The sequence below is a fragment of the Polystyrenella longa genome (genome assembly GCF_007750395.1).
GTDB classification, from domain to species: Bacteria; Planctomycetota; Planctomycetia; order Planctomycetales; family Planctomycetaceae; genus Polystyrenella; species Polystyrenella longa.
In genome coordinates, this window is record NZ_CP036281.1 from 1,182,501 (window position 1) to 1,207,930 (window position 25,430).

The 25,430-nt window shown below is 51.9% G+C and carries 18 protein-coding genes; 13 read left to right on the forward strand and 5 right to left on the reverse strand.

Annotated elements, in window-relative coordinates:
• Positions 1-519: 519 nt before the first annotated feature.
• Both Pla110_RS04475 and Pla110_RS04480 read right to left on the reverse strand, forming a co-directional pair.
• Entirely contained in the window at positions 520-1,146 is a 627-nt protein-coding gene (locus Pla110_RS04475; protein ID WP_144993653.1) for an SMI1/KNR4 family protein, read from the reverse strand.
• Positions 1,147-1,247: 101 nt separating this feature from the next.
• The gene (locus Pla110_RS04480; protein ID WP_144993655.1) at positions 1,248-1,700 is read right to left on the reverse strand and encodes a hypothetical protein; all 453 of its coding nucleotides are present in this window, start codon (positions 1,698-1,700) and stop codon (positions 1,248-1,250) included.
• Positions 1,701-1,952: 252 nt separating this feature from the next.
• On the opposite strand from Pla110_RS04480, the gene Pla110_RS04485 reads away from it, so the two are divergent.
• The 4 genes from Pla110_RS04485 to Pla110_RS04500 all read left to right on the forward strand — a co-directional run bounded on the left by Pla110_RS04485 (position 1,953) and on the right by Pla110_RS04500 (position 6,462).
• Positions 1,953-3,545: an arylsulfatase gene (locus Pla110_RS04485; protein WP_197440504.1), complete on the forward strand. Its 1,593-nt coding sequence runs from the start codon at positions 1,953-1,955 to the stop codon at positions 3,543-3,545.
• 54 nt (positions 3,546-3,599) lie between these two features.
• Complete coding sequence (locus Pla110_RS04490; protein WP_144993659.1) at positions 3,600-4,496, forward strand: TPM domain-containing protein; 897 nt, start codon at positions 3,600-3,602, stop codon at positions 4,494-4,496.
• Positions 4,497-4,603: 107 nt separating this feature from the next.
• The gene (locus tag Pla110_RS04495) at positions 4,604-5,281 is read left to right on the forward strand and encodes a TPM domain-containing protein (protein ID WP_144993661.1); all 678 of its coding nucleotides are present in this window, start codon (positions 4,604-4,606) and stop codon (positions 5,279-5,281) included.
• Between the two features lie 254 nt (positions 5,282-5,535).
• Positions 5,536-6,462 carry a prolyl oligopeptidase family serine peptidase gene (locus Pla110_RS04500; RefSeq protein WP_144993663.1) on the forward strand — a complete coding sequence of 309 codons (927 nt, stop codon included), beginning with the start codon at positions 5,536-5,538 and terminating at the stop codon, positions 6,460-6,462.
• A gap of 30 nt (positions 6,463-6,492) precedes the next feature.
• Here Pla110_RS04500 and Pla110_RS04505 read toward each other — a convergent pair whose 3' ends face one another.
• Entirely contained in the window at positions 6,493-7,356 is an 864-nt protein-coding gene (locus Pla110_RS04505) for a FliM/FliN family flagellar motor switch protein (RefSeq protein WP_144993665.1), read from the reverse strand.
• Between the two features lie 561 nt (positions 7,357-7,917).
• Here Pla110_RS04505 and Pla110_RS04510 point away from each other — a divergent pair.
• From Pla110_RS04510 to murA, 4 genes are all read left to right on the forward strand, one after another.
• Positions 7,918-8,175 carry a type B 50S ribosomal protein L31 gene (locus tag Pla110_RS04510; RefSeq protein WP_144993667.1) on the forward strand — a complete coding sequence of 86 codons (258 nt, stop codon included), beginning with the start codon at positions 7,918-7,920 and terminating at the stop codon, positions 8,173-8,175.
• A 293-nt stretch (positions 8,176-8,468) separates the two neighbouring features.
• Complete coding sequence (gene prfA, locus Pla110_RS04515) at positions 8,469-9,542, forward strand: peptide chain release factor 1 (RefSeq protein WP_144993669.1); 1,074 nt, start codon at positions 8,469-8,471, stop codon at positions 9,540-9,542.
• 179 nt (positions 9,543-9,721) lie between these two features.
• Complete coding sequence (gene prmC, locus Pla110_RS04520) at positions 9,722-10,819, forward strand: peptide chain release factor N(5)-glutamine methyltransferase (protein ID WP_231742914.1); 1,098 nt, start codon at positions 9,722-9,724, stop codon at positions 10,817-10,819.
• Positions 10,820-10,872: 53 nt separating this feature from the next.
• Positions 10,873-12,306, forward strand: coding sequence for a UDP-N-acetylglucosamine 1-carboxyvinyltransferase (murA, locus tag Pla110_RS04525; RefSeq protein WP_144993671.1), 1,434 nt, complete (start codon positions 10,873-10,875; stop codon positions 12,304-12,306).
• Positions 12,307-12,326: 20 nt separating this feature from the next.
• Here the strand turns inward: murA and Pla110_RS04530 are convergent, their stop codons facing one another.
• Together Pla110_RS04530 and sppA are read right to left on the reverse strand one after the other, a co-directional pair.
• On the reverse strand, positions 12,327-14,693 hold the full coding sequence (locus Pla110_RS04530) for an FG-GAP repeat domain-containing protein (protein WP_144993673.1): 2,367 nt from the start codon (positions 14,691-14,693) through the stop codon (positions 12,327-12,329).
• A 195-nt stretch (positions 14,694-14,888) separates the two neighbouring features.
• Positions 14,889-16,703, reverse strand: coding sequence for a signal peptide peptidase SppA (gene sppA, locus Pla110_RS04535; RefSeq protein WP_144993675.1), 1,815 nt, complete (start codon positions 16,701-16,703; stop codon positions 14,889-14,891).
• A gap of 604 nt (positions 16,704-17,307) precedes the next feature.
• Here sppA and Pla110_RS04540 point away from each other — a divergent pair.
• From Pla110_RS04540 to Pla110_RS04560, 5 genes are all read left to right on the forward strand, one after another.
• Positions 17,308-18,642, forward strand: coding sequence for a hypothetical protein (locus tag Pla110_RS04540; RefSeq protein ID WP_144993677.1), 1,335 nt, complete (start codon positions 17,308-17,310; stop codon positions 18,640-18,642).
• Positions 18,639-21,797 carry an AAA family ATPase gene (locus Pla110_RS04545; RefSeq protein ID WP_144993679.1) on the forward strand — a complete coding sequence of 1,053 codons (3,159 nt, stop codon included), beginning with the start codon at positions 18,639-18,641 and terminating at the stop codon, positions 21,795-21,797. Before Pla110_RS04540 ends, Pla110_RS04545 begins: the two co-directional genes overlap by 4 nt.
• Entirely contained in the window at positions 21,785-23,392 is a 1,608-nt protein-coding gene (locus tag Pla110_RS04550; protein ID WP_144993681.1) for a hypothetical protein, read from the forward strand. The genes Pla110_RS04545 and Pla110_RS04550 overlap by 13 nt, the downstream gene beginning before the upstream one ends.
• A gap of 319 nt (positions 23,393-23,711) precedes the next feature.
• On the forward strand, positions 23,712-24,362 hold the full coding sequence (locus Pla110_RS04555; RefSeq protein ID WP_144993683.1) for a hypothetical protein: 651 nt from the start codon (positions 23,712-23,714) through the stop codon (positions 24,360-24,362).
• 115 nt (positions 24,363-24,477) lie between these two features.
• Entirely contained in the window at positions 24,478-25,068 is a 591-nt protein-coding gene (locus Pla110_RS04560) for a hypothetical protein (protein WP_144993685.1), read from the forward strand.
• Positions 25,069-25,430 lie beyond the last annotated feature (362 nt).

A 25,430-nucleotide genomic window follows, 5' to 3' on the forward strand; every position in this document is an offset into this window, starting at 1 on the left:
GTGGGCGAGCACTGTGATGGGAATCACTCCGGTTGATAAGACGGGTGATACCTAGACTACCTGCTCTGTCTACTGCTAATTGTCAGGGTATTGCATCGTGCTTATTTGAAACACGAAGACACCAAGGAGGCACAAATAATTGCTTCCTTGATGAAGAGTTCATATACGTTTTCTGCAGCAAATGATCCTGGAACTCAAAAAGGACTTGGCTATCGTTAAGCCTCGGTGATCGGAGGCCTTTTTGTTAGTTGTCCAGCTCTTTGTGTCCTTCGTGACTTTGTGTTTCAAAAATGAATTTGTATGTCACCCAACATTTATCAATTGTTAAAGCACAACTTGACTTAGGTTAGCCCGGACAATCACGAAGTGTTGTCCGGGGGCCGATAGGCACAAGCGATTGAGAAAGTCACGGTAAAATGAACTTTCGACCGTGAAGGGGGGGATAGCTTGTAGCCTCGCAACCCGGACAATTAGCGGATTAGATCAGGCACTGCTTGGCAATTAGGGATAGACCGAACACTACGTGCTCGTGTCTGAACCGAAAAGATCGTCGAACATTTCGTTGAAATTGTCATATATCGGTTGTGCATAATGCGCGATCACGGCGTGGTTCTGCATTTCATGTGGCTTGAATCTGGCGAGATACTCGTGATCAAACCAGACGAGAGGGTGCTCTGGTTCGGACTTATTCTTCGCATCAAAACAGATCGGTCCCCAGCCATCACCCCACTGCGCAACGGGGATGAAATCCGCCCTGATCAAATCATCCCAAGCCGCTATAAGGAATCGAAGTGAGCCAAGCGGATTCGTGAGTGGCAATGGTTCCCAAAAGATCTGCTGGTCATATTTACGACTGGATACATCATCAAAAAGATGGCACATCGCCTGAAGATAATTTATGAAAGATTCTGGGAAAACAAACTGGAAATCTTCTTCTAGGGTGCGGATGTCTCTGATTCTGGCTGTCGAATCTGCAAGTTTCCACTCCACCCAGCCATCACTATTTATGGGACCGGCTTGCATTTCCGGGGGGACTCCAAAGCGATTCGCTTCTTTACTGGCTACGCCAAAATTTAAACCCAATTGAGATCTATGGACGTAAAACCGCTGGAGTGTATTTCGGTATTCTGTAATTTGTCTACTCATTCTTTTGTCCTCTTTCTGAGAGGATAAGGTTAGTCACGCTAAGTATACAGTGGAAAAAGCTCTGTCACAGAGTCTGTTAAACTTGTCGTTCAGGCACCGTCTTACAAGCTGATATTCCCGAAGTGCGTCGTGTTCTGAATCGTTCCATAAGAGTCCCCATTGGATACGTTCACCAGCTGGGCAATTCCCCTTCGGGTTTTATCTTGCGGTGTGAGTGAGAACAGGACAGCCGGATCCTGCGACAGTCCGAGATCAATCCATTGCAGATAGGCCCCCACCGTCGAAGGCTGCTGGAAAGAGTCATCGACATGCAGCAGGATCTGTTGGCCATGTTCGTCGAGAATCTGAACTCCGGCATCCGCGCGGTCGTCGTTATACCGGGTCCCTTGAACGCACAATCGAGACTTCCCGTCGACCCGTCCCACAACGGCATTCACTGGGCTGTGCAGATCAAGCCGTTTCTCCCAGAGTGGTTTCAAAACCGCTGGTTTCTCGGCCACTGCGGTCATCGTCATGCAGAGACAGGGGAAGATAAATAAGAGAAAGCGAGACATACGACGGCCTTCATGTCACTGTCGAGGAAAGGAGTAAGTCATCAGCACCAGTCCACGATAGACCCTCGTCGTAATGAAATCCAGAGAAGAATAGAACGCGTTCGCGGTTGAGGCAGACGGTCTCTGGCTCGGGGATATGGTGTTTGACACCCTCTGGGGAGGGTCGTAGAATCGAGGTCGTCAATCAGGCTGCCCTTAGTTGCGGGTGTTCTATTTTATATAAAGCGAATGCAAAGTAGGCGGATAGATCTTATGAAATGGGGTGGCCTGAATGCATGGTGCTTTATCATCGCGACGACCTTAACGTTCGGAGAGGCGATGGGGGGAGTCGAGGAACGACCGAATATCATCGTGGTGATGGTCGATGATATGGGTTGGTCGGATCTTGGGTGTTACGGAGGAGAGATTCCGACACCGCATATTGATTCGCTGGCCCGGGACGGGTTGCGGTTCACCCAGTTTTATAACAACGCCGTTTGCGGTCCGACGCGGGCTTCGTTATTGACGGGATTATATAGTCAGTCGGTGGGGCATTCGGGACGCCTCTGGAATGAACCGAAGGATCACAGCAAGTGCGTGTTGATTCCTGAAGTGCTGCAGGCGAACGGATACCGCACGATGATGGTCGGCAAATGGCAGGGCCGGGACCTGGCAGTGCAGCGGGGGTTCGATCGGTTCTTTGGTCCGAACTGCCGCTCGAAGATCAGCTATTATCACGAAGTTCATGGAAACAGCTTTTCGCTAGATGGCGATCCCTGGTCGTTCCCGGAAGAAGGGTTTTTCATGACCGACGTTTTCAATCAATATGCAAATGACTTTCTTTCGGAAGCCGTTGCAGGAGAGGATCCGTTCTTTCTTTATCTCGCCTACGTTGCTCCGCACTGGCCTCTGCACGCTCCCGAGCAATACGTCGCTCCTCACCGGGAACGGTATCGCGAGAAAGGATGGGATGACTGGCGGGAGGAACGTTTACAACGTCAAAAGGGATTGGGGCTGGTGGCGGACGATGTTGAACTGGCACCGATTAATTCGAAGATTATCCCGTGGCAGGATGATCCCTTCCAGCAGTGGCAGACGGATCGCATGGCGGTTTATGCGGCCCAGATCTCCCGTGTCGACCAGGGGGTTGGGACGTTGCTGCAGACCTTGGAAGAGAGTGGTAAAGCGGATAACACGCTCGTGCTGTTCCTGTCAGACAATGGTGCCGCTCCGGATGGGGGCCTCGCTCCGAACCAGCAGACATTCGGTTTTCGAGCGGACGATTCCGGGGCACCCTTCCGCCGTGACGGTGGGAAGATTCGTCCCGGCAGCGGTCCAGAAAACATGCCGGGGCCTCCCGACACTTTCGCCGGTTACGGACTCGCCTGGGCGATGACGAGTAATACTCCTTTTCGGGATACTAAGATGACCGCTTATGAAGGGGGGATCCGGACCCCCCTGATAGCCCGCTGGCCAACCGTCATTAAGCAGCAGGGGGAAATCAGTTCCCAGATCGGGCATGTGATCGATCTCATGCCGACCTGCCTCGAAATTGCCGGTATCGAATATCCTAATGAGTTCCAGGGACGACATCCGATACCGATGGATGGCAGAAGCCTGTTACCGATTTTCCACCTGCAGGAACGGGATGATTACCCGGCTCTGTTTTTCGATGTGCCACGTAACCAGGCAGTCCGTATGAGAGACTGGAAGCTGGTGAATTCCAGACGGGGCAGTCCGTGGGAGCTCTACGATTTATCGATCGATCCCACCGAGAGAAAAAACATCGCCGACCAACATCCCGAGCAGGTGAACAAGATGAATACGGCCTTCGCCGAATGGGAGAAGCGAGTCGGCGCGGAGTAAGGGATTAGGTGGCGAACGGAAAAACTCAGGCGACTACGGAACAGGTTATGGCCTGTGTTTCGCTTTTCGCTTCTGGTAGGCTGGGAGTTAATACATCTCTATTATCTATTAATTGAAACTCTCTCGATGACTGGTAAAGAGCAGCGCACTATGATTCCTTCTATATTGCTTCGCGTTTCGTTTTCCACATTATTCAGCCTGGCCTGCATGGTCACTTTTGCGGTGCCTGCTTCAGCGCAGATCAAAATTGATCTCGAACGTCCGCCGGAAGGTCAGTTCATTGTCGATAAGGCGAACCTGATCAACCCGCAGGATGCCGAAGCGATTCGCAAAATGTCCGAGGCAGTGCTCAAGGATAAAGCGGCACCGATCATCGTTGTTACGATCGAGTCGATGTCTCAGTACGGCGGAGCAGGGTTACGGATCGAAACCTTTGCCCGACTCTTGTTCGACCAGTGGGGAATTGGCCCGGAGAAACTGGGAGAGAACCCGTGGAACTATGGAATCCTCTTGTTGGTATCCGAACAGGATCGCAAGGCGCGGATCGAGTTAGGGGCAGGCTGGAAACGGGAGAAAGATGCTCAGGCGCTACAGATCATGGAAGAGTTAATCATCCCCCGTTTCAAGGAGGGGGACTTTTCCGCCGGGATTAAAGCGGGAGTCGAAGGGCTCGATAAAATGGCCCGCGATCTGGAGCTGCCGCGCTCACCTCGGCCTACTTCGCATTACATCATTGGTGCGGTCTTTATCGGTCTGTTGATCTTCACGGTGGTCTCGCTGATTCGTCGCGGTTCCAGTGGTTGGGCCTGGCTTTTCTGGGGAGCGATCTTTGCGATTATCGGAGTGATCCTGTACCAGATGGCGACCAATCGTGGCGGCGGAGGTGGATATTCGGGCGGTTCGTTTGGTGGTGGATTTTCTGGTGGTGGAGGAGCGACAGGTTCGTGGTAGCGACTCTGTCTAAGTTGCCCCCATTCAGGGCTTATCGAATTTCTTGTCGCATCAATCAGTTACCCCAAATTACCCCATCGAAATAGAAGCAGAACAGGAATCAAACCATGGGTACGGCATCCAGAAATTTCAGTGATGATGATCGTGAACGAATCAATCAGGCGGTCAAGCAGGCGGAGACAATCACATCGGCGGAGATTGTTCCTGTCGTTGCGGGGAGTTCGGGCAGGTACGACCGGGCGGAAGACATCGTCGGTGTCTGGGTGGCGGGCCTGTTGATCGTGTTGACCTGGTTGTTCTATCCTCTTCCCGTTTCCGATGCAGGTGACTGGTCCGCCACACATCCCCTCTGGCAACTGATCGCGATCCTTATTGCAGGTGTCGTCGGTTTTCTATTGGGAGCGGTATTAGGCACCTGTTATCTTCCGCTCCGCCGGATGTTCACTCCCGTCAGTCAGATGCAGGAGGAAGTTTACACGCGGGCCCGTCAGGTCTTTTATGACAACCGGGTGCATCATACTGCAGGAGCAAGTGGTGTCTTACTGTATGTCTCCCTTTATGAACATCAAGCGGCGGTGATTGCCGACCAGACTGTTCTCGACAAAATCGACCAGGCAGGACTGCACGCGATTTGCACCGAGTTTACGGACCGATTGCATACGGAATCGATGGCCAGCGCTCTCTGTGAAACGATCCAGCATCTGGGCGAACGACTCGCCACCGATCTACCGGCGACAGGAGAGAAGAAGAACGAACTTTCTGATGCCCTGGTAGAATTGGAATAACGACAAAAGATCGCTCGATTCGGTTTTCACATTCGTAGGGCGGAACGATTAATATTGCAGAACTCGATGCTCGGAATCTAGCGGAAACTAATAAAGTACTTCGGGAAATCTTGCATGATAAATGATTTACCGAAATGAATAGATTTACAGAGGACGGTGCGGGGAAGTAGTCTGGATAACGAATTACGGTCGTTGCATCCATGTGAGCAGTGCGTTCCCAAATTTCAGGCCCAAATTTCAGTTGGAGATAAGATATGTTTCGTCCATCAGTACTGAGCTTCAATTTCGATTGCCTCCGTCTGGGCTTGATGGCAGCGACGTTTCTTTTCATTGGAGTGCAGACCGGTCTGGCGAGCGAGATATTTACGCAGCACAAGAATGTCGTCTATGCCGAAAAACATGGAGTCGCATTAGTGATGGATATCTTCGAACCCAAGGGGGAGAAGAATGGTTATGGTCTGGTCGATGCTATCTCAGGCGCATTCTATTCCGATCGAGGTAAATTACGGGATCACGAAAAAGCAAAAATCTTTGACGTCATGTGCTCCCGCGGATACGTCGTCTTCGCCGTGCGTCCGGGTTCCGTCAGCAAATTCACTGCCGTGGAAATGCTGGAAAATTTAAGAGCTGGGTTTGAATGGGTGAATGAGCACTCCGGGGATTACGAAGTCACTTCGCCAGATCTGGGAATGGTCGGGGCTTCGGCGGGAGGTTACCTGGCTTGTATGACGGCTGTCAAAAGTTCGGAGTACCCGGAAACGAAAAACTTGAAAGCGGTAGGTGTGTTCTTTCCTCCCACGGATTTCACCCAGTACGGACCATTTCAAGTCGACGTCAAACGGGATGATCCCATCAGCAAAGCAGCCCGAAACCTGTTCTTCCCCCATAACTATCAAAGAGCGTCGGCAGAGGAAGTCGCACAAACATTGACGGCGTACTCACCAGCTAAACAAGTGACTGAAGCCACACCTCCCTTTCTGCTGATTCACGGGGATGCTGATCTGGTCGTGCCATTGCAGCAATCTGCGCTGATGCGAACGGCTCTCGAAGAAAAGAAAATACCAGTGGAACTCGTCGTCAAAAGGGGAGGAGGCCACCCGTGGCCCACTATCAGCGAAGAGGTGATTTTGATCGCCGACTTTTTCGACAAGACATTACGTGGAGTCGAACTGAGCGAATAGTGATGTATTACCTTCAGAGGGAATACTTGATCAGATAATGCGAGCTTCGCGTTCCATGTGGAAGCCGACTTCGTTCACTTTCAGGCCGAAGTGTTCGCCGACTTTGACCACCTCGCCCCGGCAATAGGGCGTGTTGTTGACGTACATGTCGAGTAATTCCTCGCACGCTTTGTCAAACAGAATCAGCGATCCGGGAGCCATCGCAACGAGTTGGCTCAACTCGATCTTTTTTTCGGCGAGACGTACGGAGACATCGACTTTTAATTTCATAACGCGGGCCATCCGCGTACGACGTTCCTCTTCGGTCATCGCACCACTCGGATCGGAATACGCCATCCCTTCGAGGACAGCCTCTTTCTTTGCCTCCTGAGTCGCTTTCTGGGCAACCTCTTTAGGGTCCAGGCAAGGTTTAGAGACGGGACCTACCAGGTAAAGCGTAAACGGGGTGCCTCCTTCAGCCGTCGCCTGCAGCGGAATCCACTGAGCCTCCGGGTCCGGAGTCACGAGATCGATTGCCGAGTTCAGATTGTCGAAGGGATGGGAGGAAAAATCCTCAGCCATCAGCTCTTCAGGAAGGAGGGCCATCGACCATTCCATTCCAATTGTCCCCAGACGTGCTTTCTGCGATTCATTCGGTTCCCGATACCATTCCGGCAAAGGGAAAGATTCCGGAATGACAACCACAATCCCCGTGTTGCCGACTCGCATACCAACCAGCAATCCGGGTTCATTCAGCGCATCCCGCTCGGAAGCGGTGGGAAGTGACGCCAGATCACCTGCCTCGACCGTATATTTCTGTTCAAAACATTGCTTCAGACCATCGGCGACGGATCCTGCATTCGCTTTGGCCTGATCAGCGACCTGCTGAAAATGTTGAATCGTGAAATCGGTCATAAGTCATTTTCTGACAATTGATTGCGGAGATTGATCGGGTGCCGGACTTTCTAAACAGGCTGCACCTGTCGAAAATCACACATCCTCAGTATCAAAATCGGCCTTTTTCTATGCAAAATCCACAAAATCGGTGTAATTGGACCCCATACCAACGTGCCTCTGGCCAAAATTTCGCTCCTGACTTTAGGAAAGAAAGGAGGGGCGGGTTGTAAGATAATGAATAGTAGTGCTTTAGAGAAAATGATTGTCGAAGTTTTACTGCTGCCAAGTTGATGTGTGACTTGGATGTCTCCTTACGAATTGGAAGAACTTGCCTCTGTGGAGGAAATTGATCGTCCTGGGAGACTCCATTCTTGTCTGGGAAGGGGATTTCGTCCGGTCTATATCTTGTCGATTGTCCGAAGGATGCGTAAACTGTCCCGATTCTGTCCTCTGAAAACAGGGTATCCGTCTGCGCGGGTGCCGCGACAATATGCAATAAATTACAGCGTCTCAATTTGCGAGACCGGTCCCACTGGCGGGTTTCCCACTCTGGAACCCGGACAAAAGGTTAAGAGAATCATGAAACAGGACATTCATCCTAAGTATCAACCCGTTATTTTCCTTGATACCGCTTCCGGCGAAAAAGTAGTGATCAGCTCCACCATGGACTCAGACGAGTCAATGGAATGGGAAGATGGCAACACCTATCCCCTGATCAAAGTCGATATCAGTTCTTACTCGCACCCATTCTTTACCGGCCAGATGAAATACGTCGACTCCGCCGGTCGCGTCGAGAAGTTCCAGAAAAAATACGGTTGGGGTGGCAACAAGAAGTAGCGACCGTTCGGCTTTACCCGGCTGCCGGCGACTGCATGTCGTTTGTTTGCGCCCGGTAACAGTTCGATCCGGCGTGAAACGAGCTGTTTCACCGAACTGCACAATTAACAGGGTTGCCGGAGATATTCGGCAACCCTGTTTTTTATTTCACCCTGTTGTCTTCTAAGTCTGTCGTTTTCTAAGTCTGTCGTCATCTACTTTGGTTATCTCTTCGCTCTGGGTCTGGCTGGCAAATCCAGTTTCAGAACAGTTAGCGAACTCAACCACTCTTATTTCTCGGATATCAAGTCGTCATGTTCCCCAGTCTAGAATCAAAATTGAAACGATACGAAGAGATTGACAAGCAGATGACCGATCCGGAAACGATGTCGGATCCGGCGAAGTTCATTCCACTGCAACGGGAGCAGGGTGGCCTGGCGAAGGTTGCGAAAGCGATGCAGGTCTGGCGGGAACTCACAGAGAACATCGCCACTGCCAAAGAAATGGTAGACGAAGAGACCGATGCCGAATCCCGCGAATACGCGCAAGCGGAACTCGACGAGCTGAACATCGAACTATCCAAAGTGGAAGAAGAGCTGGAAGAACTTGTTACGGCAGGGGATTCCATTACTCGTGGTGGTTTGATTATGGAGATTCGCGCGGGTACCGGTGGAGACGAAGCGGGTCTCTTTGCAGGAAATCTGTTCGACATGTATACCCGCCTGATCGAACGCCGGGGTTGGAAATACGAAATCATCGACGCCCAACCTACTGAGCTGGGTGGTTTTAAAGAGATGACGTTCTCTATCACGGGCGACGGGGCCTTCCATCAGTTGCAGTTCGAAAGCGGTGGTCACCGCGTTCAACGTGTCCCTGAGACAGAGACGCAGGGGCGAATTCACACCTCGGCAGCAACAGTCGCCGTTCTTCCGGAAGCGACCGAAGTCGAACTGGACATCAAACCGGATGACCTGCGCATCGACACCTTCCATGCCAGTGGACCGGGCGGCCAGAAGGTTAATAAGACTGAAAGTGCGATTCGTATCACTCACTTACCGAGTGGTGTTGTCGTTCAATGTCAGGATGAAAAAAGTCAGCACAAAAACCGCGCCAAGGCGATGCGCGTGTTGCGAGGTCGTGTGCTCGAAGCGAAACAACGTGAAGAACAGGAAAAACGAGCCTCTTATCGCCGTACCTTGATCGGCTCAGGCGACCGGAGTCAGCGAATTCGAACTTATAACTTTCCTCAGGGCCGGGTGACCGATCATCGTATTAACCTGACCCTTTATAAACTCGATCGCGTCCTGTTGGGTGAGATGGATGAACTCATCGAAGGTTTGCTTGAGTTCGACCGGCAGGAACGATTGAATAATCCCGATCCTGCCTGATCTGGGGGACCCCGCGATTTCCATGATCGGGCGAATCCACGGCAATCGTGCGGATATCTGTTGATTTGTCCCCTTGGGGTGGCCTACCATCTGCAGTGCCCGGACGAACTGTCGGAACAGATTTCGTCCGTAGCGAGCTTTGCCGACCGGATCGAAATTTTTCTCATGGACGACTGCTAGTGTCAAACACCGAAGTCTGGACCGTAAAACGCATACTGGAATGGACGACTGCCCATCTTCAGAAACACGGCAGCGAGAGCCCCCGCCTGGAAGCCGAAATCCTCCTGGCCCATGCCCGTGGTTGTGAACGGATTCAGCTTTACACCCGCTACGAAGAGCCGTTGACCGACCCTGAACGTGCCACCATGCGTGATCTCGTCTCCCGACGCGCCAAACGGGAACCGGTCGCTTATCTGGTCGGTTACCGCGAGTTCTACAGCCTGAAATTCAAAGTGACGGCCGACGTATTGATTCCCCGTCCAGACTCCGAGACCCTCGTGATGGAGGCCCTGGGCCTGTCGCGAGACTGGTCTCAACCCAAAGTGCTCGATCTGTGTACCGGCTCGGGCTGCATTGCTGTTACTTTCGCCGCCAATCATCTTCAGGCCCAAGTAACAGCGACAGACATCAGCACAGCCGCCTTGCGAATTGCAGCACAAAATGCCACGAAGCACGGCGTTGCTGATCGGGTTCGGCTTTGCGAAGGGAACCTCTTTGGGGCATTGCAGAGTTCGGGCGATTCCAAATTCAATTTGATCCTCAGTAACCCACCTTATATTCGTACCTCGGAATTGAAAACACTCGAACCCGATGTTGCCCGTTACGAACCACACCTGGCACTGGACGGCGGCGAAGATGGCTTGGATCTGGTGCGAACCCTCATCCGAGATGCGTCCCGATTTCTAAGCCCTGACGGACATTTGCTGGTTGAAATGGATCCGGAACAGGTCGACGCTACTTTGAAATTTGTCGCGACGGAAACCGATTTCAAAACAGCCCGCTTTTTAAATGACAGCACTGGCCGCCCGCGAGTGTTCCATGGTTCTTTCCTGGATCCACCCGCCGCCGAGGTGAACTTACAGGAAGAATTTGACGAAATTCCGCCCGAGCCGCCGGAAGACTCAACCGAGGGTTCATCTGAGAACTCGGAAATTTCAGATGAAGAAACGTCAGATGAAGAAACGGCGATTGATGCACCCTCGTTCGATTCTAGTTCGCATGATACACAGTCACTCGATAACAATTCGTTGAACTCAAAATCGACGCGGGACTATTAAGTCGATCAGTAAGAGCTCAGAAATGATGTTGCTCAGTTAAGGAGATTCCAGGGATGGACATGTTCGTCGTCAAAGGAGGCCGACCACTCTCCGGTCGCGTGCGCGTGAGTGGTGCCAAGAATGCGGCTCTTCCAGTTATGGCCGCCATGCTGGCTGTCGATGGTCCTGTGCTGCTACACGACGTTCCCCATCTCGTTGACGTGCGCACCTTGCTCGACTTGCTCAGTCGGCTTGGGTTGCAGCAGGAACGGCTTGAGGATCAATCTCTGAGACTGGAAGTCACCGACACCGACCCTTGTCTCGCCGAATACGATCTCGTGCGGAAAATGCGTGCCAGTATATGTGTGCTCGGTCCGCTATTAGCGCGACGGGGCCGCGCGTGTGTTTCCCTGCCCGGTGGTTGCAACATCGGCGATCGTCCCATCGATCTGCATCTCAAAGGGCTGCGTGCCCTGGGAGCCGAAATTCAGATCGAACGAGGTTACATCTTCGCCGAAGCGGAACGGTTAAAGGGAGCCCATATCTATCTGGGAGGACCCTTCGGAAGTACTGTTACCGGTACCTGTAACTTAATGGTCGCCGCCGCCCTGGCCGAAGGAACGACGACAATTGAATCGGCTGCCTGTGAACCCGAAGTCGTCGATTTGGGCAACTTTCTGAACCAGTTGGGGGCCCGTATCAAAGGTTTGGGAACACCATTTCTCACGATTGAAGGTGTGGACCGATTACAGGCCGCTGGCCCCGAACAGCAACAGTACCGCATCATTCCCGACCGCATCGAAGCAGCCACATTGATGATGGCGGTGGCGATGACTTCAGGAAAGATTGAACTGGAAAATGTCGATCTGCGGGTCCTGACGGCAGTTGTTGAAAAGCTGAGAGAGCTGGGCGTTCAAATTGAAGAAGAGCAGGGCGTGATCACTGTCTGCCGGGTAGGGGCCTTGCGACCGACCGACTGCTGTACGCTTCCCTATCCTGGAATTCCAACCGACGTACAGGCGCAGTTGATGGCATTATTAACGACTGCTGGCGGGATGAGTGTTATCACTGATAAAGTCTTCCCGGATCGATTCATGCACGCTCCGGAGCTCGTTCGTATGGGAGCTCATATTCGAAGAGAAGGACCCTCGGCGATTATCAGCGGTGTCTCTCAGTTGAGCGGTGCGAATGTGATGGCTTCAGACCTGCGGGCGAGTGCGGCGTTAGTGATCGCGGCATTGGCTGCACAAGGGGAATCGGCGATCCGCCGTATTTATCATCTCGACCGGGGATACGAGCAGTTGGAATGCAAACTGCAACAATTGGGGGCGGATATCAATCGCGTTCAAGAGACTAGGGAGAACATCCCGGCGAGTCTGCTGCCTGATTTATCGGAGCTGGAACAGGCGGCCCACGACGAACGGTTGCGAAAATTCGTCGCCCCCAGACCGCATCTGTTTGGTGCTCAGGCCGTCGACAAACAAGTTGTCGACAAATCAGGTCGCTAAGGGCAGCCGAATCAGTTCGACTACTGGTCTGAAGTTGTAACAGCCGCTTTCGGCGGTGCTTCCTGAGGATATACCAGGATTCGATCATGTGAGAGCAGGACGACGTCTGGAAGGCCATCACCCGTCACATCGACGACCAGACCTTCACGCGGGTCGCTACCACGACTGTCATCTCCTCGCTGGAACCCTTTTTCTTCGAAGACGTGGAAGTTCAACGTCGTTCGCAGTCCCTTGGGAGGATTGTAATCCAGGATTTCGATCCGCTGTGAGCGTGTGTCGATTCCAATTACATCGACATGGCCATCATTGTTGACATCGCCGCATAATACATCGGAGAAATAGCTGCTCTTCAGATCCGATTCGAATGTGGCTAGCTCTTTGATGTCCGGGTAGCGAGCGTTGGCAAACAGAACAGCAAAGCTCGATTTACCAAGAAGGATCAAGTCGGGCAGGTTGTCTCCGTTGAGATCGGCAATCGTGTTTCGGATATAAGAAAACCCGCCCAGTTCCACTTCTTTCCAGAGACGATAATTCCCGTTCTCATTTTTCTGCATGATACGCAGCTTGTCGACGCCACCATCAATCAGCACAACTTCGGGGTCGTCATCCTGATCAAGGTCCAGTGATGCGACTCCTTCAATACGAGCATTAGCTTCGTTGGCATTGAACTGGTTTTCGACCTGCCATCGTCCATTCTCTTCGAGAACCAGCGAGCGGGCGAACTTGGATTGGGCATCATACAGCGGATAACCTTTGTCGCTGGGGATGAACAACTTGCCGGGAGCAGAAGCGGTCAGGCCAATCCCCGGGTAGTCTGGGATTTCTTTGTACTTTCCTTCCGCAATACCGACGAGCAGTTTGGGGGGGCGGCCTCGTCCGTGAAAGATTAATAAGTCAGGAATACCATCTGCATTCGCATCGCAATGCGTCATTTTTTCAGGAGTCGCTTTTGCTAACTCAACTTCCTGAATCAAGCGTGATTCAATCATCTCGAATCCGCTGTCCGTCCTTTTTAACTGAAAAGAATGGAGTTCCTGTTTGGGGGAAGTTCCGCTCAGATAAACCACGGTGGGGGCACTGCCGTCTGAACTTTCCAGAATATCAATCACATGGGGGGCTTCTTTGAGTGGAAGCGGAAGGGTCTGAGGGAAACTGAGTCGACCATCGATAAATTCACTTATACCGAGTGTTTTTTCTTCGTTGCTGAGCACAAGCACTTCATCGCTGCCATCCTGATTGATGTCAAACATTCTTAACTGGCTAATCGCCATCAGGCTGGGAAAGCTTTCACCGAGGCTTAATTGATGATTCTCATTCTGCTCGAATGCAAAGATGCGAGCGGCAGCCGGATCGGTTACCAGCACATCCTGCAGGCCGTCACCATTCAGATCGCCCACGGCCAGTTCACGGTCACTTCCACTGGCGAGGGCTCCGAAACCAAATTGAATCAACCGGTTGGCCAGATGCGTTCCTCCTTCGTCAGGTTCGACTGGTTCCGTTTCCAGTTTTAATACTTTGATTCGTCCCGACTGGCTGTCGATCGAGACAATCTCTTTGCCCGGTTCCCCATCGATATTGGATACGGTAATTGCACGTGGACGCTGAAGGTCGAATTGCAATTCGGGGCCCAGCTTACCGGTACTGTCCTGAAGACGTGCTGCCAGAAATCGAGTTCGGTCGTTACCCGCAGAATAGCAGAGATCGTTCAGGCCATCCCCATTCACATCGGCAATCTGAGCGATACTCAGTTTCTCTGACGTGTTCATAATCTCCAGCGGGCTGACCAACCCTTTTTCCGGTTCCTGGTAATAAACGAAGGTCGCATTCTTTCCGAGGACGACCAAATCATCCATGTTGTCTTGATTCAAATCGCCCGCCGCCAGGGTCCACGGAATTGATTCCAGATCGGGGAGGCGAAACTTCCGGGTTTCATTCCAGTCTGCTTTTTCGGACTGCAGGTGAATCATCAATGTGTCGGGGCTGGCGAGATAAGCGATGTCGGTTCGTTCGTCGTGATTGAAATCCCCTAATATTAACGAAAGCACTTCTTTCTCTACAGCCAGCTTTTCATGTTCAAATCGGGTCGAGTTCGCTACCTCGTTGACGTCCAGTTCCTCAGAATCGTCGGTAGCATTACCGACGTCTTTCTGAATCAACAAATCAAGTCGACTGTGACTGTTATCAACTACGATCAAGTCACTGCGACCATCGGAGTTCAAATCACCCGACAAGAGATTTCTGGAACGTCGTTCCAGTTTAATCAATTCGACCGGTCCAAATCCGTAATACTGCGCCAGAGAGGGTTCCTCGGCTGCGAGTGAACGAAGTGGCGTTGTGCTCAAGCTGACCAGCAGCAGACTGACAATGACAACGGTTCGGAAAACCATCCTGGATTCTTTCTAAAACAAGTCACAGCTAAGAAAAGACACAGCTAAGATAAGATACAGTCGAAGGGCGGCAGAATAATTCTGTACGAATTAATGTAGCAGACGGAAATGGAAAGTGGGCGCGTACTGCCCATAAAAATGTGATACCAACGACAACAGGACCGAGGGGGAAAAAGGTCGGTCCTGTAATTCGTGTTACTTGATGTCGACTTGGAACGGCATCAAGGTCAGGCCCGGTTGGCGAGCCAGTTGGTTGATCGCCCAGGTCTCTTTTAGCAATGAATAGAGGCCAGGGGCTTCTTGTTCGAGCAGTTTAGTGATCGATTGCAGTTTGGTTTCTGGGTCCAGATCGCCGAAGAGTTGTTCGAAGGGAGAAGGGGGAGTGGGCAGTTCGAGTTGTTCGACGCGATCTTTCTCCGTCAAACCAGCCAGTTCGGTTGCTTTTGCAATCGCCTGTGACAACGTTCCCAGTTCGTCAACAAGATTAATCTCCAACGCCTGCTCTCCAGTGTAGACACGACCCCGGGCCAGTTTTTCCAATTGGTCGAGAGGCATTTCGCGTCCTTCTGCCGCTTTCGTCGTGAATTGCAGATAGATGTCGTCGAGCATTTTCTGCATTGTCGCACGCTCGCTCTCGTTCATCGGTTTGAGAATACTGATCGCGCCGCTGTTTTTGCCTCGGCTCAGGACGGTCGTTGTAATGCCGACCTTTTCCATCAGCCCTTCCACCGCCACTTTACCCATAACAACACCGATGGACCCCGTGATCGTTCCCGGTTCCGCGTAGATGTAGTCTGCGCCCATCGAGATGTAATACCCACCGCTGGCGGCTACGTCACCCATGCTGACGACGATCGGTTTATCAACCTGTTCCAGTGCATGCCACATCAAGTCGCTGGCGAGTGCCGAGCCGCCCGGGCTGTTCACACGCAGGACTACTGCTTTGACTGTGTCGTCTTTGGCCGCTTTTCGTACAGCTTCGACAATCGTTTCCGAGCCCATGACATCGCCAAACAGGCCATTTTGGCTTTTGCCCGGCATAATAGGGCCACTGGCGTAGACGATGGCGATTTTAGGAGTCGTCGATGCGCGTTTGTTAGGTTCTACACCCATCATCAGGTTCATCATTTTGACGAGACCGCCAAAACCGGAGAAGTCGGTGTCGACTTTTTCTTTACCATACTTCTCATCGAACTCCGTACGGGAATCTCCACTGCGAAGCCGGGCCAGCAGTTCGTCTTCGTATCCAATCACGTCGACCAAGCCTTGTTGTTTGGCTTCCGTCATTGTGCTGATACCAGTGTCGATGATATTTCCGACTTGTTCTTCGGTTAGAGAACGAGATTCAGCGATTGTTTTGACAATCATGCCGAAGTAGCTGTCGAGGATCGCTTCCATCTCTTCGCGGAAAGCGGGGCTCATTTCGGAACGAGAAATGGATTCCGCTGCGGATTTGTATTCGCCGACTTTCAACGCGTCTGGTTGAATGTCGAGTTTATCCAGCATGTTTTTGTAAAACTTGATTTCCATTCGCAGGCCGAGCAGCATGACGACGCCCGATTCGGGCATGATAATTTCGTCACAGGCAGAGGCCAGGAGATAATCCTTCATCGTGGCTGAATCGAGGTAGGCGTAAATCTTTTTACCCGACTCGCGGTATTGCAGAATGGCCTGTCGCAATTCGTTCAAGGTTCCAAAGCCAACTTGTGGGCTTTCGATCTTCAGCACGATCCCGGTCAGATGCCGATCCCGCTCGGCTGTTTTGAATTGCTTCAACACTTTTGCCAACGTGGTCTGAGTGGCTCCAAACAACCCCGGTGCGGCGGCCGCTTCGGGGTAGGTTCCTTTTAAGGTAATGTAAGCGTATTTATCGGCGGGTGGTTTTTCTGCTTTGGCTGCTTTACCCGTCTTGGCAAAAGCCGCTTCCGGTGCGGCAATGAGTGACGTGAACAGGGCGAAGCAGGTGAGGGCGAGAAACGCCCGGCGGGCAGATAGGGGGGGACGCAGCATAGCGGGTACAACCTCATCGTTTTTTTAGGAGTGATCACCGACCTGGATTGGGCCTGTAATTTCAGAACGTCAAACTGATCAATGTCTGGCTTCAGACCATTTTATTCCGTGAATGAACTGAAGTTCGTCCGAGACAGGCCCTTTATGGGGACCGGTTTTTCCGGGCGATTGGGGGCCGACATCGACTGTCCCCATTGTAGGCGACAAGTGTGACATTGTCTGCAACTTGCCTAAACTGATCTTGAAGTCCTGACGGTCTATTCGTTAGTCTAGGTTGCCTGCGTGGGACGGTCAAGATGCGCTGGGCTGGTGGATGTGGAAAGTATAGCTTATGATACCGATCACACGGCCTGTATCTGGGCTAGTATCCAACCAGGGAGAACGAGCCAACTTGGCCCGTTTTCGGCAAGACTTTGTCCCCCAACTGGTTTGGGCTTTGAGAATCGGTTCGTTTTTTCAGATCGATTTCTCAATCCAGCGGACTTCAGCCGGCTAAAAAATTACTGTGCCGGTTCAAAAATAGTATATTCGTCTCGCAGTATCAGTTAGCTGCATCAGTTAAGTGTTGAATGATTCATCATCCGTGGGTGGGAAGGACTCTGCCATGCCACAATCGCCATTACGGTTTCTGCATGCAGATCAATTAAACCTCGACGTTCCCTTTGAGGGGATCGGTACGCTTTCTGCGGACACGTTGAGGGAATTTTCAACTGCGTCGCTGGCATTGCTTAATAATATGCTCGAATGGGCGACGGAAGAGTCGCTCCCTTTTGTGCTGCTGACCGGTCCCCTGTTCGGAGCCGATCCTCCCAGTCTTGCCGCTCAGTCCGCGCTGCGCAACTTTGCTGCAGAATTATACGAGCTGGGTGTAGAACTGGTTCTTTGCCCGCACGCTCTCGAACGCGATTTACTTCCTCGCGACTATTGGAATGACTTGGACGCCATTCTGCTGGAGAACGACAAACCCGCGACGATCGAACTTGAATCAACGAATGCCAAATCAGACGCCCGGATGAAAATCCACCTGCAGGTCGCGCAGGAAAACAATCTGGATCGCACGTTCACGTCGCCTCCCGCAGGTACCGATTTCTCCCTCTGCGTATTAGAGGCAGGAACTCCTTTCGCCAGTTTACAGACATTGCTGGAACAATCTTCCGGAAACGCTCCGATCCCGGTAGAGGATTGCGAAGCCCAACTTCAGGAAACAATTGAGTCGATCCGGCGAACCGTGACGGCCGACTACGTCGCCCTCTCAGGATATGGATATCGCGCCGACGCCGGTAACGATGTCTCCCAAACAAACGCTGTTTATCATTCCCCTGGCGGGTTGATGCCTCGCACATTTGAAGAGGCCTCTGTGCCGACGAATGGACAGGCAACATTGGTTTCCATTCATCAGGATCATTCCCTGCAATTTGTGCCGAAACGTCTGGCACCGGTCCGGTTACTTCCGCTTGAAGTGGATGTCAATCACTACTCCGACGAGAACGAGTTACTCAGGCACATGCAACAGGCACTCGATCAATACGAATCGGTCGCTGCTGAAAAACGTCTTGTGGTCCAATGGCGACTGCGGGGAGATTCGTCTCTTCTGTTCGAATTGGCAGAGCCCGAACATCGTCAAGAGCTAGCCAACCGCATCAAAGGAAGCAAGCCGCTGCTGCAGATCTGGCGTGTACAGTTCAACCGGGAGCTGCTCTCAAGAAATCAGCCGGAAGAATCGCTAGCGATTCAATACCTGGAACAACTTGAACTTTTTGCTGAGACAAATCGCTCCGAACTGGTCGCGGATTTTCTGACCAGAACGAAAGAGCACCCACAACTACAACATCGTCTGCGTCAGTTGGGGGCGGAAGTTTCCAACGAATCGATTTTGACCGCCGCCACGTTACAGGGGGCGCCTTTCCTGCTTGATCTGGATCAGGAGGACCCCCGATGAAGATCCGGCAGATCGAGATTGAACAATACGGCCCGTGGCGCAACTTGCAGCTTCCTTTCGAGGGACATCCTTTCGAGATGATTTACGGCCCGAATGAGGCCGGCAAGTCGACACTGATGCGGTTTATCCGTGCGGTGTTATATGGTTATGAGACCGAGAATCTGGAAGGACCGCGCGGAGACTTCGGAGAAGATCGTCGACGCGGAAGTTTACTCGTCGAGCATCGCGGCGCCGAATATCGATTGCAGCGAAATGCGGAATGGAACGAGCGTGGCCAATTACAGATCGATCGCATCACAGAGGGGGGCGAGCATCGCGAAGGCAATCCGGAGTCGGTGCTGAAAACGCTTACGGGCGGCACTGACGAGCTTCTGTTTAACAATATCTTTGCTGTGGGTCTCGACGAAATTCAGCAATTGGCTTCCCTGCATGACGATGAAGTGGGACAGCACATCTATGGATTAACACTGGGACCGGAGGGACGTCGTATTTTGACGGCCAACCGTCAGGCCGGTCGCAAGTTGCATCAGTTATTCCAGACCGAACCTAACCGCGGGGAATTGTTGGAACTGCTGGCCGACGAAGACCGCTTGCGCCAGGAGATAGAACAGTCGACGTCGAATTCCGGACTGTATCAACAGAAAAAACAGCAACTGGACAACCTGCGGCGAGAAATCGAGGAACTTCGTAAACAGCAAACCAGCCTGCAGCGCGAGCAGCGGGGCTGCCGATTCATGGATTTGATTTTCAAGCCTTGGCGACAGGTTTACGATTACGAACAGGAACTCCAAAGGCTCCCCGCCCGTCGTAACCTGCCGAGTGGCGGGTTGGAAGAGCTCAAAGGGCTTGACCGGAAGATCCGCGAGTCGCGCCGATCCTATAAAGATCAACGGGGCCAGTACCGCGAAGGTTTGAAACTGAGTACCAATCTGAAACCCGAAACTGGGGTGCGCCGCCATGCTCAGTTAATGCGGACTTTGCTGGATCAGAAGACTTGGTATCGTGACGAACGAGAACGAATTGACCTCTTCTTTACCGACCAGAATGCGGCCCGGCAGGAATTGGATCGTGAACTTGGTAAACTTCGGAATCTATGGCCGGATATCACTCTGGAGCGATGCCGAAAGATCAATGCGACAGCAGGGGATAGCCGCGAGTTACTGGCGACTGCCCGCAAATATCAACGCGAACTGAGTCGGCGAAATCGTTTCCGCAAACGATACGACAAACGAGTCCGGAAAAATCAGGCCCGTATGGCGGAATTGACTCAGATTCAAAACGACTTGAATGGCCTATCGATCAGTGACGCACTCAATCGTGCCCGGCAGCAACTGAGCGCCGTTAAACGCCGTTTGGAATTGCAACTGCAAATGAAAGCGTTCCAGGAACGGATGGAACGATCTCAGGCTCAACTTGCCCGGCAGGAAGAACGGATCGGTTTGCCGACGATTGCCTACCTCGGAATCACCATCTTCGTTCTGGGAGGTTTCTTTTTCGTCGCTCTTGGATTGTGGGAAGCGGTTAAAACAAGTTGGTTGATTGGAGGGATTTATTTCTTCCTTGGTCTGACGGCTGCGGGTATTGGCTGGTCGATTAAATCTCACTTCCGTACTGCCGTCAGCGAAACTGTCCGCGAAACTCAGGATGATCTGTTCGAAACTCGTGCGAAATTGAATCAGCTTCAGAAAGAGGCCGACTCTTTATTCGATCCATCAGCGAATCGGTTGGGAGACTCTCCAGACGAAGAAAGCCTGATCGATCGCGCATATCGTAAAGTCCGGGATCTCGAAGGGAACCTTGAGCTGGAACAGAGGGTTCATAACGAACGGGAACGGCTCAGTCGCTGGCGAAATCGTTCGCAGGAACTGCAACGGAAGGTGAGTGAGGTTCGTCAGCAATGGTGTCAGCAGTTACAACGGGTCGGGCTGCCCGAGTCTGTCAATATTGATGAAACATTCGACTTGTGGGAACAAGTGCAGGCAACATTAGCGGCGGACAAGCATCTGCGTCAGTTGGAAGACTCACTCAACCAGCGCCGGCACACGCTCGATCATTACGAAAGCCAGGTTCGTCAGGTTAATGAAGATCTTTCTCTCGAAGGAGAGGCCGTCGGTCGGGACAACAACCTGTTGAAGCTTTTCCCACAATGGGAAAACCTGATTGGCCAGTATGGGGAATGGCGTTCTGTACGACGGAAACATCGTGCGGAAAGTCGTGATTCCCGCCGACAGGTCCGACTTCTGCAAAAGGAGTACGAAGAACTCCGAACGCGACGTAGCGGTTTGCTCGAAAAGGCGGGAGTGCATTCTTTAAAAGAGTATGCGGACCTCGAAGAAAAGCTGCAACGTCGGACCGAACTGGAAGACCTGTTGATGCTTGCTCGGGAAGATCTGGATCGTCTGGCCTCGACCGAGCCTGACTTGGCGATTGTGGAAGATGATCTGGAAAAATTCGATCCAATTTCCAACAAGAACCGTCTGGGCGATCTCTCACAACGGGAACAGGTCACCAACGATAAACTCAGTCGGCGATTAGAAGAGACGGGTGCGCTCAAACAGCAGTTGGGCGAATGGGAATCAGACCAATCTCTGATGAAATACCGACAGGAGTTGGCGGCGGTTCGGGCCCGCATGCACGAGGCAACCTCGCAATGGTTGGGCGTGCAAGTAGGCCAGGAAATCACGCGCCAACTACAGACACAATACGAACGCACGCAGCAGCCTGAAGTGTTGGCGAACGCTTCGCGGTACTTTACGGAACTGACCGAAGGCCGCTATCAGAATGTCTGGACTCCGCTCGGAAAACGGCATCTCTGTCTGGAAGATGGTCACAAGCAGGTGTTCCGGGTGGAACAGGTAAGCCGCGGTACACGGGAATTACTGTTTCTCTCCTTGCGTATGGCGCTGGTTCAGCAGTTTGCCGGTCGTGATATCGAGTTGCCCTTTATTCTTGATGATGTCATGGTAAACTTCGACCAGGGACGCACGGAGACGGCATTGTCGACCCTCCTGAAATGGGCGGAGGGAGGTCAACAGATTTTGTGCTTCACATGCCATCTTCATTTGGCGAAAATGCTGGAAGAACGAGGTGTGAAAACATTTCACCTTCCCAAAAACCAAACCGCCGCAGAAGCAGGGAACAGATGGGCTGGTTAAGCCGCGACGTTTACCAAGTCACACACAACCAATTTTCATGCAAAAGCCAAATTGCACGCTACTACCGTCGGATGCTTTGTGTTTCGGCGCTGCTGCTCACGCTTTTGACGGGCTGCGATAATCCATCGAATTCGCAAGCCACGCCGTCTCCGGATACGGGCGTGCCGATGGGCGAACCGAATCCCGCTCGTCTCTCTCCCGGTCAGGATCTCCCCTCGCCAACAAAGCGAGATTCGGCCGCTCTGGATGCGCACATCACGCAGGAAATTCTGGCGGAGGAGCCAGTTCAGTTTGACAACCAGACCGAGCCGGAACAGGTCTACCGCCCGGTCGACCGACGACAAGTTCCTGATCCGGGATTGCTCGATCAACTCGGTATCCACATGGTGGAGTCCAAACACATCCGGCTTTACAGCGATTTGCCAGTCGAGCAGATCGAATCCTTGCCTCCGTTGGTCGACCAGTTGATTGCGGCACTGGAAAAATACTTTGGAGAGCTTCCTCCAGATCGAGATGGTAAAGCTTTTCAACTGTCAGGCTATATCATGCAAGATGTTCCTCTGTATGAAAAGTCGGGTCTGCTCCCTCCGAAGTTTGCACAAGTGCAACATGGTCGACATCAGGGAGCCGAATTCTGGATCGTCGTTCCCGCTTCCGAATACTACCTGCGACACCTCCTGTTTCACGAAGCGACCCATTGCTTCATGATGTATCTTCCCGGCACCTCTGCTCCCGTCTGGTATCTTGAGGGAATGGCTGAATTGTTCGGGACGCATTGGCTACGAGAGGATGGCTCGATTGAATTCAACATCTTTCCTGAATCAACGACGGCCTACGAAGGCTTTGGCCGAATTGAACTGATCAAGCTGGATATCGACGAGACTGGTCCCAAAATGATCGAACAGGTGACCAATCTGGAAAGTGGTGGGTACCACAGTAATGTCTCCTATGCCTGGGCATGGGCACTCTGTTCCTTTTTCGATCAGCACCCTGAATATCAACAACGATTCCGGCATCTCTCTCGACAGTATTTGCGTGAAGAACCGTTCGTGGAGAACTTCGTGAAAGAGTTTGCACCTTTAGCGACTCGGCTTAACCAGGAGTGGATCGCGATGATTTCCGAACTCGAATACGGAATGGAGATCGACCGTCTGGCAATCGATTTCACACCCGGGAAACCAATCGAGGGAGCTGTAGAAATCGAAGTCGCTGCGAATGAAGGTTGGCAGAATAGCCGTTGGCTACTGGAGGCCGGCAAGACTTACCGCGTGCAGGCGACTGGTCAGTTTGAACTTGACGAAACAACCCGGCCCTGGACCAGCACCGCGGAGGGAATCAGCATCGACTACTACCGCGGAGCGCCCTTTGGACGATTGCTGGGAGCAATTGCACCTGCAGAAGCTGAAAGCCCAGAACAGAATTACTGCTTCGCTCAGTTTGCCAATTTCGGTAAGGAACTGGTGTTCCGCGCTCCCTATACGGGAACGCTCCACTTACGTCTTAATGACCGGCCCGATTTGATGTTTGATAACAAAGGCACGGTGCAAGTCCGTGTCGAAGAAGTCGAAATGCCAACCGACGAATCGGCTCGTTAATCATTGGGCTATACGTTTCAGGGCCGTGGTCGTTTCTTTCCGGTCGCCGGACGTTTTTGACGAGTCGATGCACTTTTCCGTTGTGGATTCCGTATTCTGGAATCGTACTGATTCTTCTCGGGATCGAATGAACAGGAGTTGGTCCTGCTTTCAGAGGAACCTACATGATGGTCCATATTGATGGACGGGGAACACCACTGAGTGCAGTTCGCTTGTCTGTTCACTATCCTTAAAAGGTTGTGAAACTGCCTCTATCTTTAACAGTCGCAGCAAGTATAGGTATTTCATTAGATTTTTATTGAATTGAGTAACCAACACTATGACTGAACCAATATATAGTGTCGTTCCACTGACGATTGCCCAGAAACTTGTTACTGAGTTCGGTTCGGAGTTTCTCTCCGTAACTCGCAGAGCTAGCCGGCTGTCGAATGGCTCCATGATCATGCTCCTGGACGGCCCGGATGATGTATTTGAAGAGTTTTACGCTGCCAACAGGTTCGGGAATCGATTCGACACGCCAACTTATCGTGCTCTCAGGCCTTTCACCAGAGAACTGTTCTCCGTAGTTTTGTGCTCGCGATACAACAATAAACTGGGGACGCTTCGCTTTTCGATTGGTCCGGCGATTGGCCAACCCTACGACAGTATCGAAGACGATTTGTCTTCAATACCAGTTGTCATTGGATTCCGTCGCAAGCTGAAAGCGGCAGACTCAGAAAAGATCTCCAACCTGATTATAGACAGCTTGAATCATGGTGACGATCGTTTCGGAAAGTTACGCATGGTCGATTCTCCCGTCCTCACTACGGAAAAGTATATCTGTTTCAGTCTTGATTTTTCTCAGGCGGAAATGGCCAGTACGGTTCCATTAGTCACGGATCTAGTCGACTATGCAATGGAGCATGAAAAACTCCGAATGTCCGACATCTTGTTTGGCTGCCGTATAGAGGGTGGAACTCCTACACACTAATCACGATGCTACCTCGGACATCGTCTCGCATCGCTCTTCCAGCAAATTTCCAAGTCGCGAAATACATTTCACAAAATCAGAGAGGGTCGATTGAATGGGAAGTTTTTCCAGAAGCATGCATCTGAAGTCAATTGATTCCACAAGAATCAATGAGTTAATCGAGTCCTTTTTGAAAGACTCAAGTGATTCCGTCGAGGACGTACTTGATGAATACGAAGGCTTTCCCTTCGATGAGGATCATGAGGCAGCACTGCTGGTTACGAAACCGTATCAGGGCTGGATCAGTCTGATCGGTAACATCGAGTTCGAATTCGAATTACTGGCGGAACATATCACCCGGCAATTGAATGACACGGCGTTGGTCGTCTCGCTGATTGATAGTGACTATTGGGGGTACGTGCTGTACGAACGGGGACGCGCCCTTGATGAATATCAGAGTTACTTCTTATTTGGCAATGACGAATACAGGCCAGTCTCATTTCAAACGGTAGATCCTACGATGTCGTCATCTGACGCGGCTGACTACGATTGCTCCCAACACTTCGATAAGTTGTCCCCCTTGTTCGATGGTGTAACGAAAGAGTTGCTCACCCAGACAATGGTCACGAAGAGTACTTTCGCTGAAGAACCCTTAATCTCATTTCTCAAATGCTCCAAATCCCTGAACTCTATGCAAACCTGCTGTATCAGGAACTCGAAAGTATAGAGTGGGAGGACCAGGGTATCGCGTTTTCGCATCACTGGGTAATACGCGATTAGTGCCGGACCGTAACGCCGTTAGGAGACTCTGAATGGGACCGAGTATATCAGCCTGCTCACTGGCAATCCGTACAATCCCCGTATCGCAAACATATTCAGCCGACTTCGAAATCGAGTGATTCCAGGCGGTTATGTTTTTGACGAGCGGGGAATATCGGGCGCGGATCTAATTCGGCCGAAGCAGAGTTCATGCCGCCCTACTGGTTCCTGCAGCGGTCGAAGCTCGATTCTCACTTCCAGAGCCTGCAGCACGGACGCCCTTTTCTGACCGGCGTTGAGCATGGGGACCGCATCTCTGAGTTTTTTGAC

What these genes read in the sequence shown, in the direction of transcription:
- Pla110_RS04505 (WP_144993665.1), bottom strand. Translation starts at nt 7,356, where the DNA reads ATGACCGATTTCACGATTCAACATTTTCAGCAGGTCGCTGATCAGGCC.
- Pla110_RS04500 (WP_144993663.1), top strand. Translation starts at nt 5,536, where the DNA reads ATGTTTCGTCCATCAGTACTGAGCTTCAATTTCGATTGCCTCCGTCTG.
- prfA (WP_144993669.1), top strand. Translation starts at nt 8,469, where the DNA reads ATGTTCCCCAGTCTAGAATCAAAATTGAAACGATACGAAGAGATTGAC.
- murA (WP_144993671.1), top strand. Translation starts at nt 10,873, where the DNA reads ATGGACATGTTCGTCGTCAAAGGAGGCCGACCACTCTCCGGTCGCGTG.
- Pla110_RS04555 (WP_144993683.1), top strand. Translation starts at nt 23,712, where the DNA reads ATGACTGAACCAATATATAGTGTCGTTCCACTGACGATTGCCCAGAAA.
- sppA (WP_144993675.1), bottom strand. Translation starts at nt 16,703, where the DNA reads ATGCTGCGTCCCCCCCTATCTGCCCGCCGGGCGTTTCTCGCCCTCACC.
- Pla110_RS04530 (WP_144993673.1), bottom strand. Translation starts at nt 14,693, where the DNA reads ATGGTTTTCCGAACCGTTGTCATTGTCAGTCTGCTGCTGGTCAGCTTG.
- Pla110_RS04510 (WP_144993667.1), top strand. Translation starts at nt 7,918, where the DNA reads ATGAAACAGGACATTCATCCTAAGTATCAACCCGTTATTTTCCTTGAT.
- Pla110_RS04540 (WP_144993677.1), top strand. Translation starts at nt 17,308, where the DNA reads ATGCCACAATCGCCATTACGGTTTCTGCATGCAGATCAATTAAACCTC.
- Pla110_RS04545 (WP_144993679.1), top strand. Translation starts at nt 18,639, where the DNA reads ATGAAGATCCGGCAGATCGAGATTGAACAATACGGCCCGTGGCGCAAC.
- Pla110_RS04480 (WP_144993655.1), bottom strand. Translation starts at nt 1,700, where the DNA reads ATGTCTCGCTTTCTCTTATTTATCTTCCCCTGTCTCTGCATGACGATG.
- Pla110_RS04495 (WP_144993661.1), top strand. Translation starts at nt 4,604, where the DNA reads ATGGGTACGGCATCCAGAAATTTCAGTGATGATGATCGTGAACGAATC.
- Pla110_RS04550 (WP_144993681.1), top strand. Translation starts at nt 21,785, where the DNA reads ATGGGCTGGTTAAGCCGCGACGTTTACCAAGTCACACACAACCAATTT.
- Pla110_RS04485 (WP_197440504.1), top strand. Translation starts at nt 1,953, where the DNA reads ATGAAATGGGGTGGCCTGAATGCATGGTGCTTTATCATCGCGACGACC.
- Pla110_RS04475 (WP_144993653.1), bottom strand. Translation starts at nt 1,146, where the DNA reads ATGAGTAGACAAATTACAGAATACCGAAATACACTCCAGCGGTTTTAC.
- Pla110_RS04560 (WP_144993685.1), top strand. Translation starts at nt 24,478, where the DNA reads ATGCATCTGAAGTCAATTGATTCCACAAGAATCAATGAGTTAATCGAG.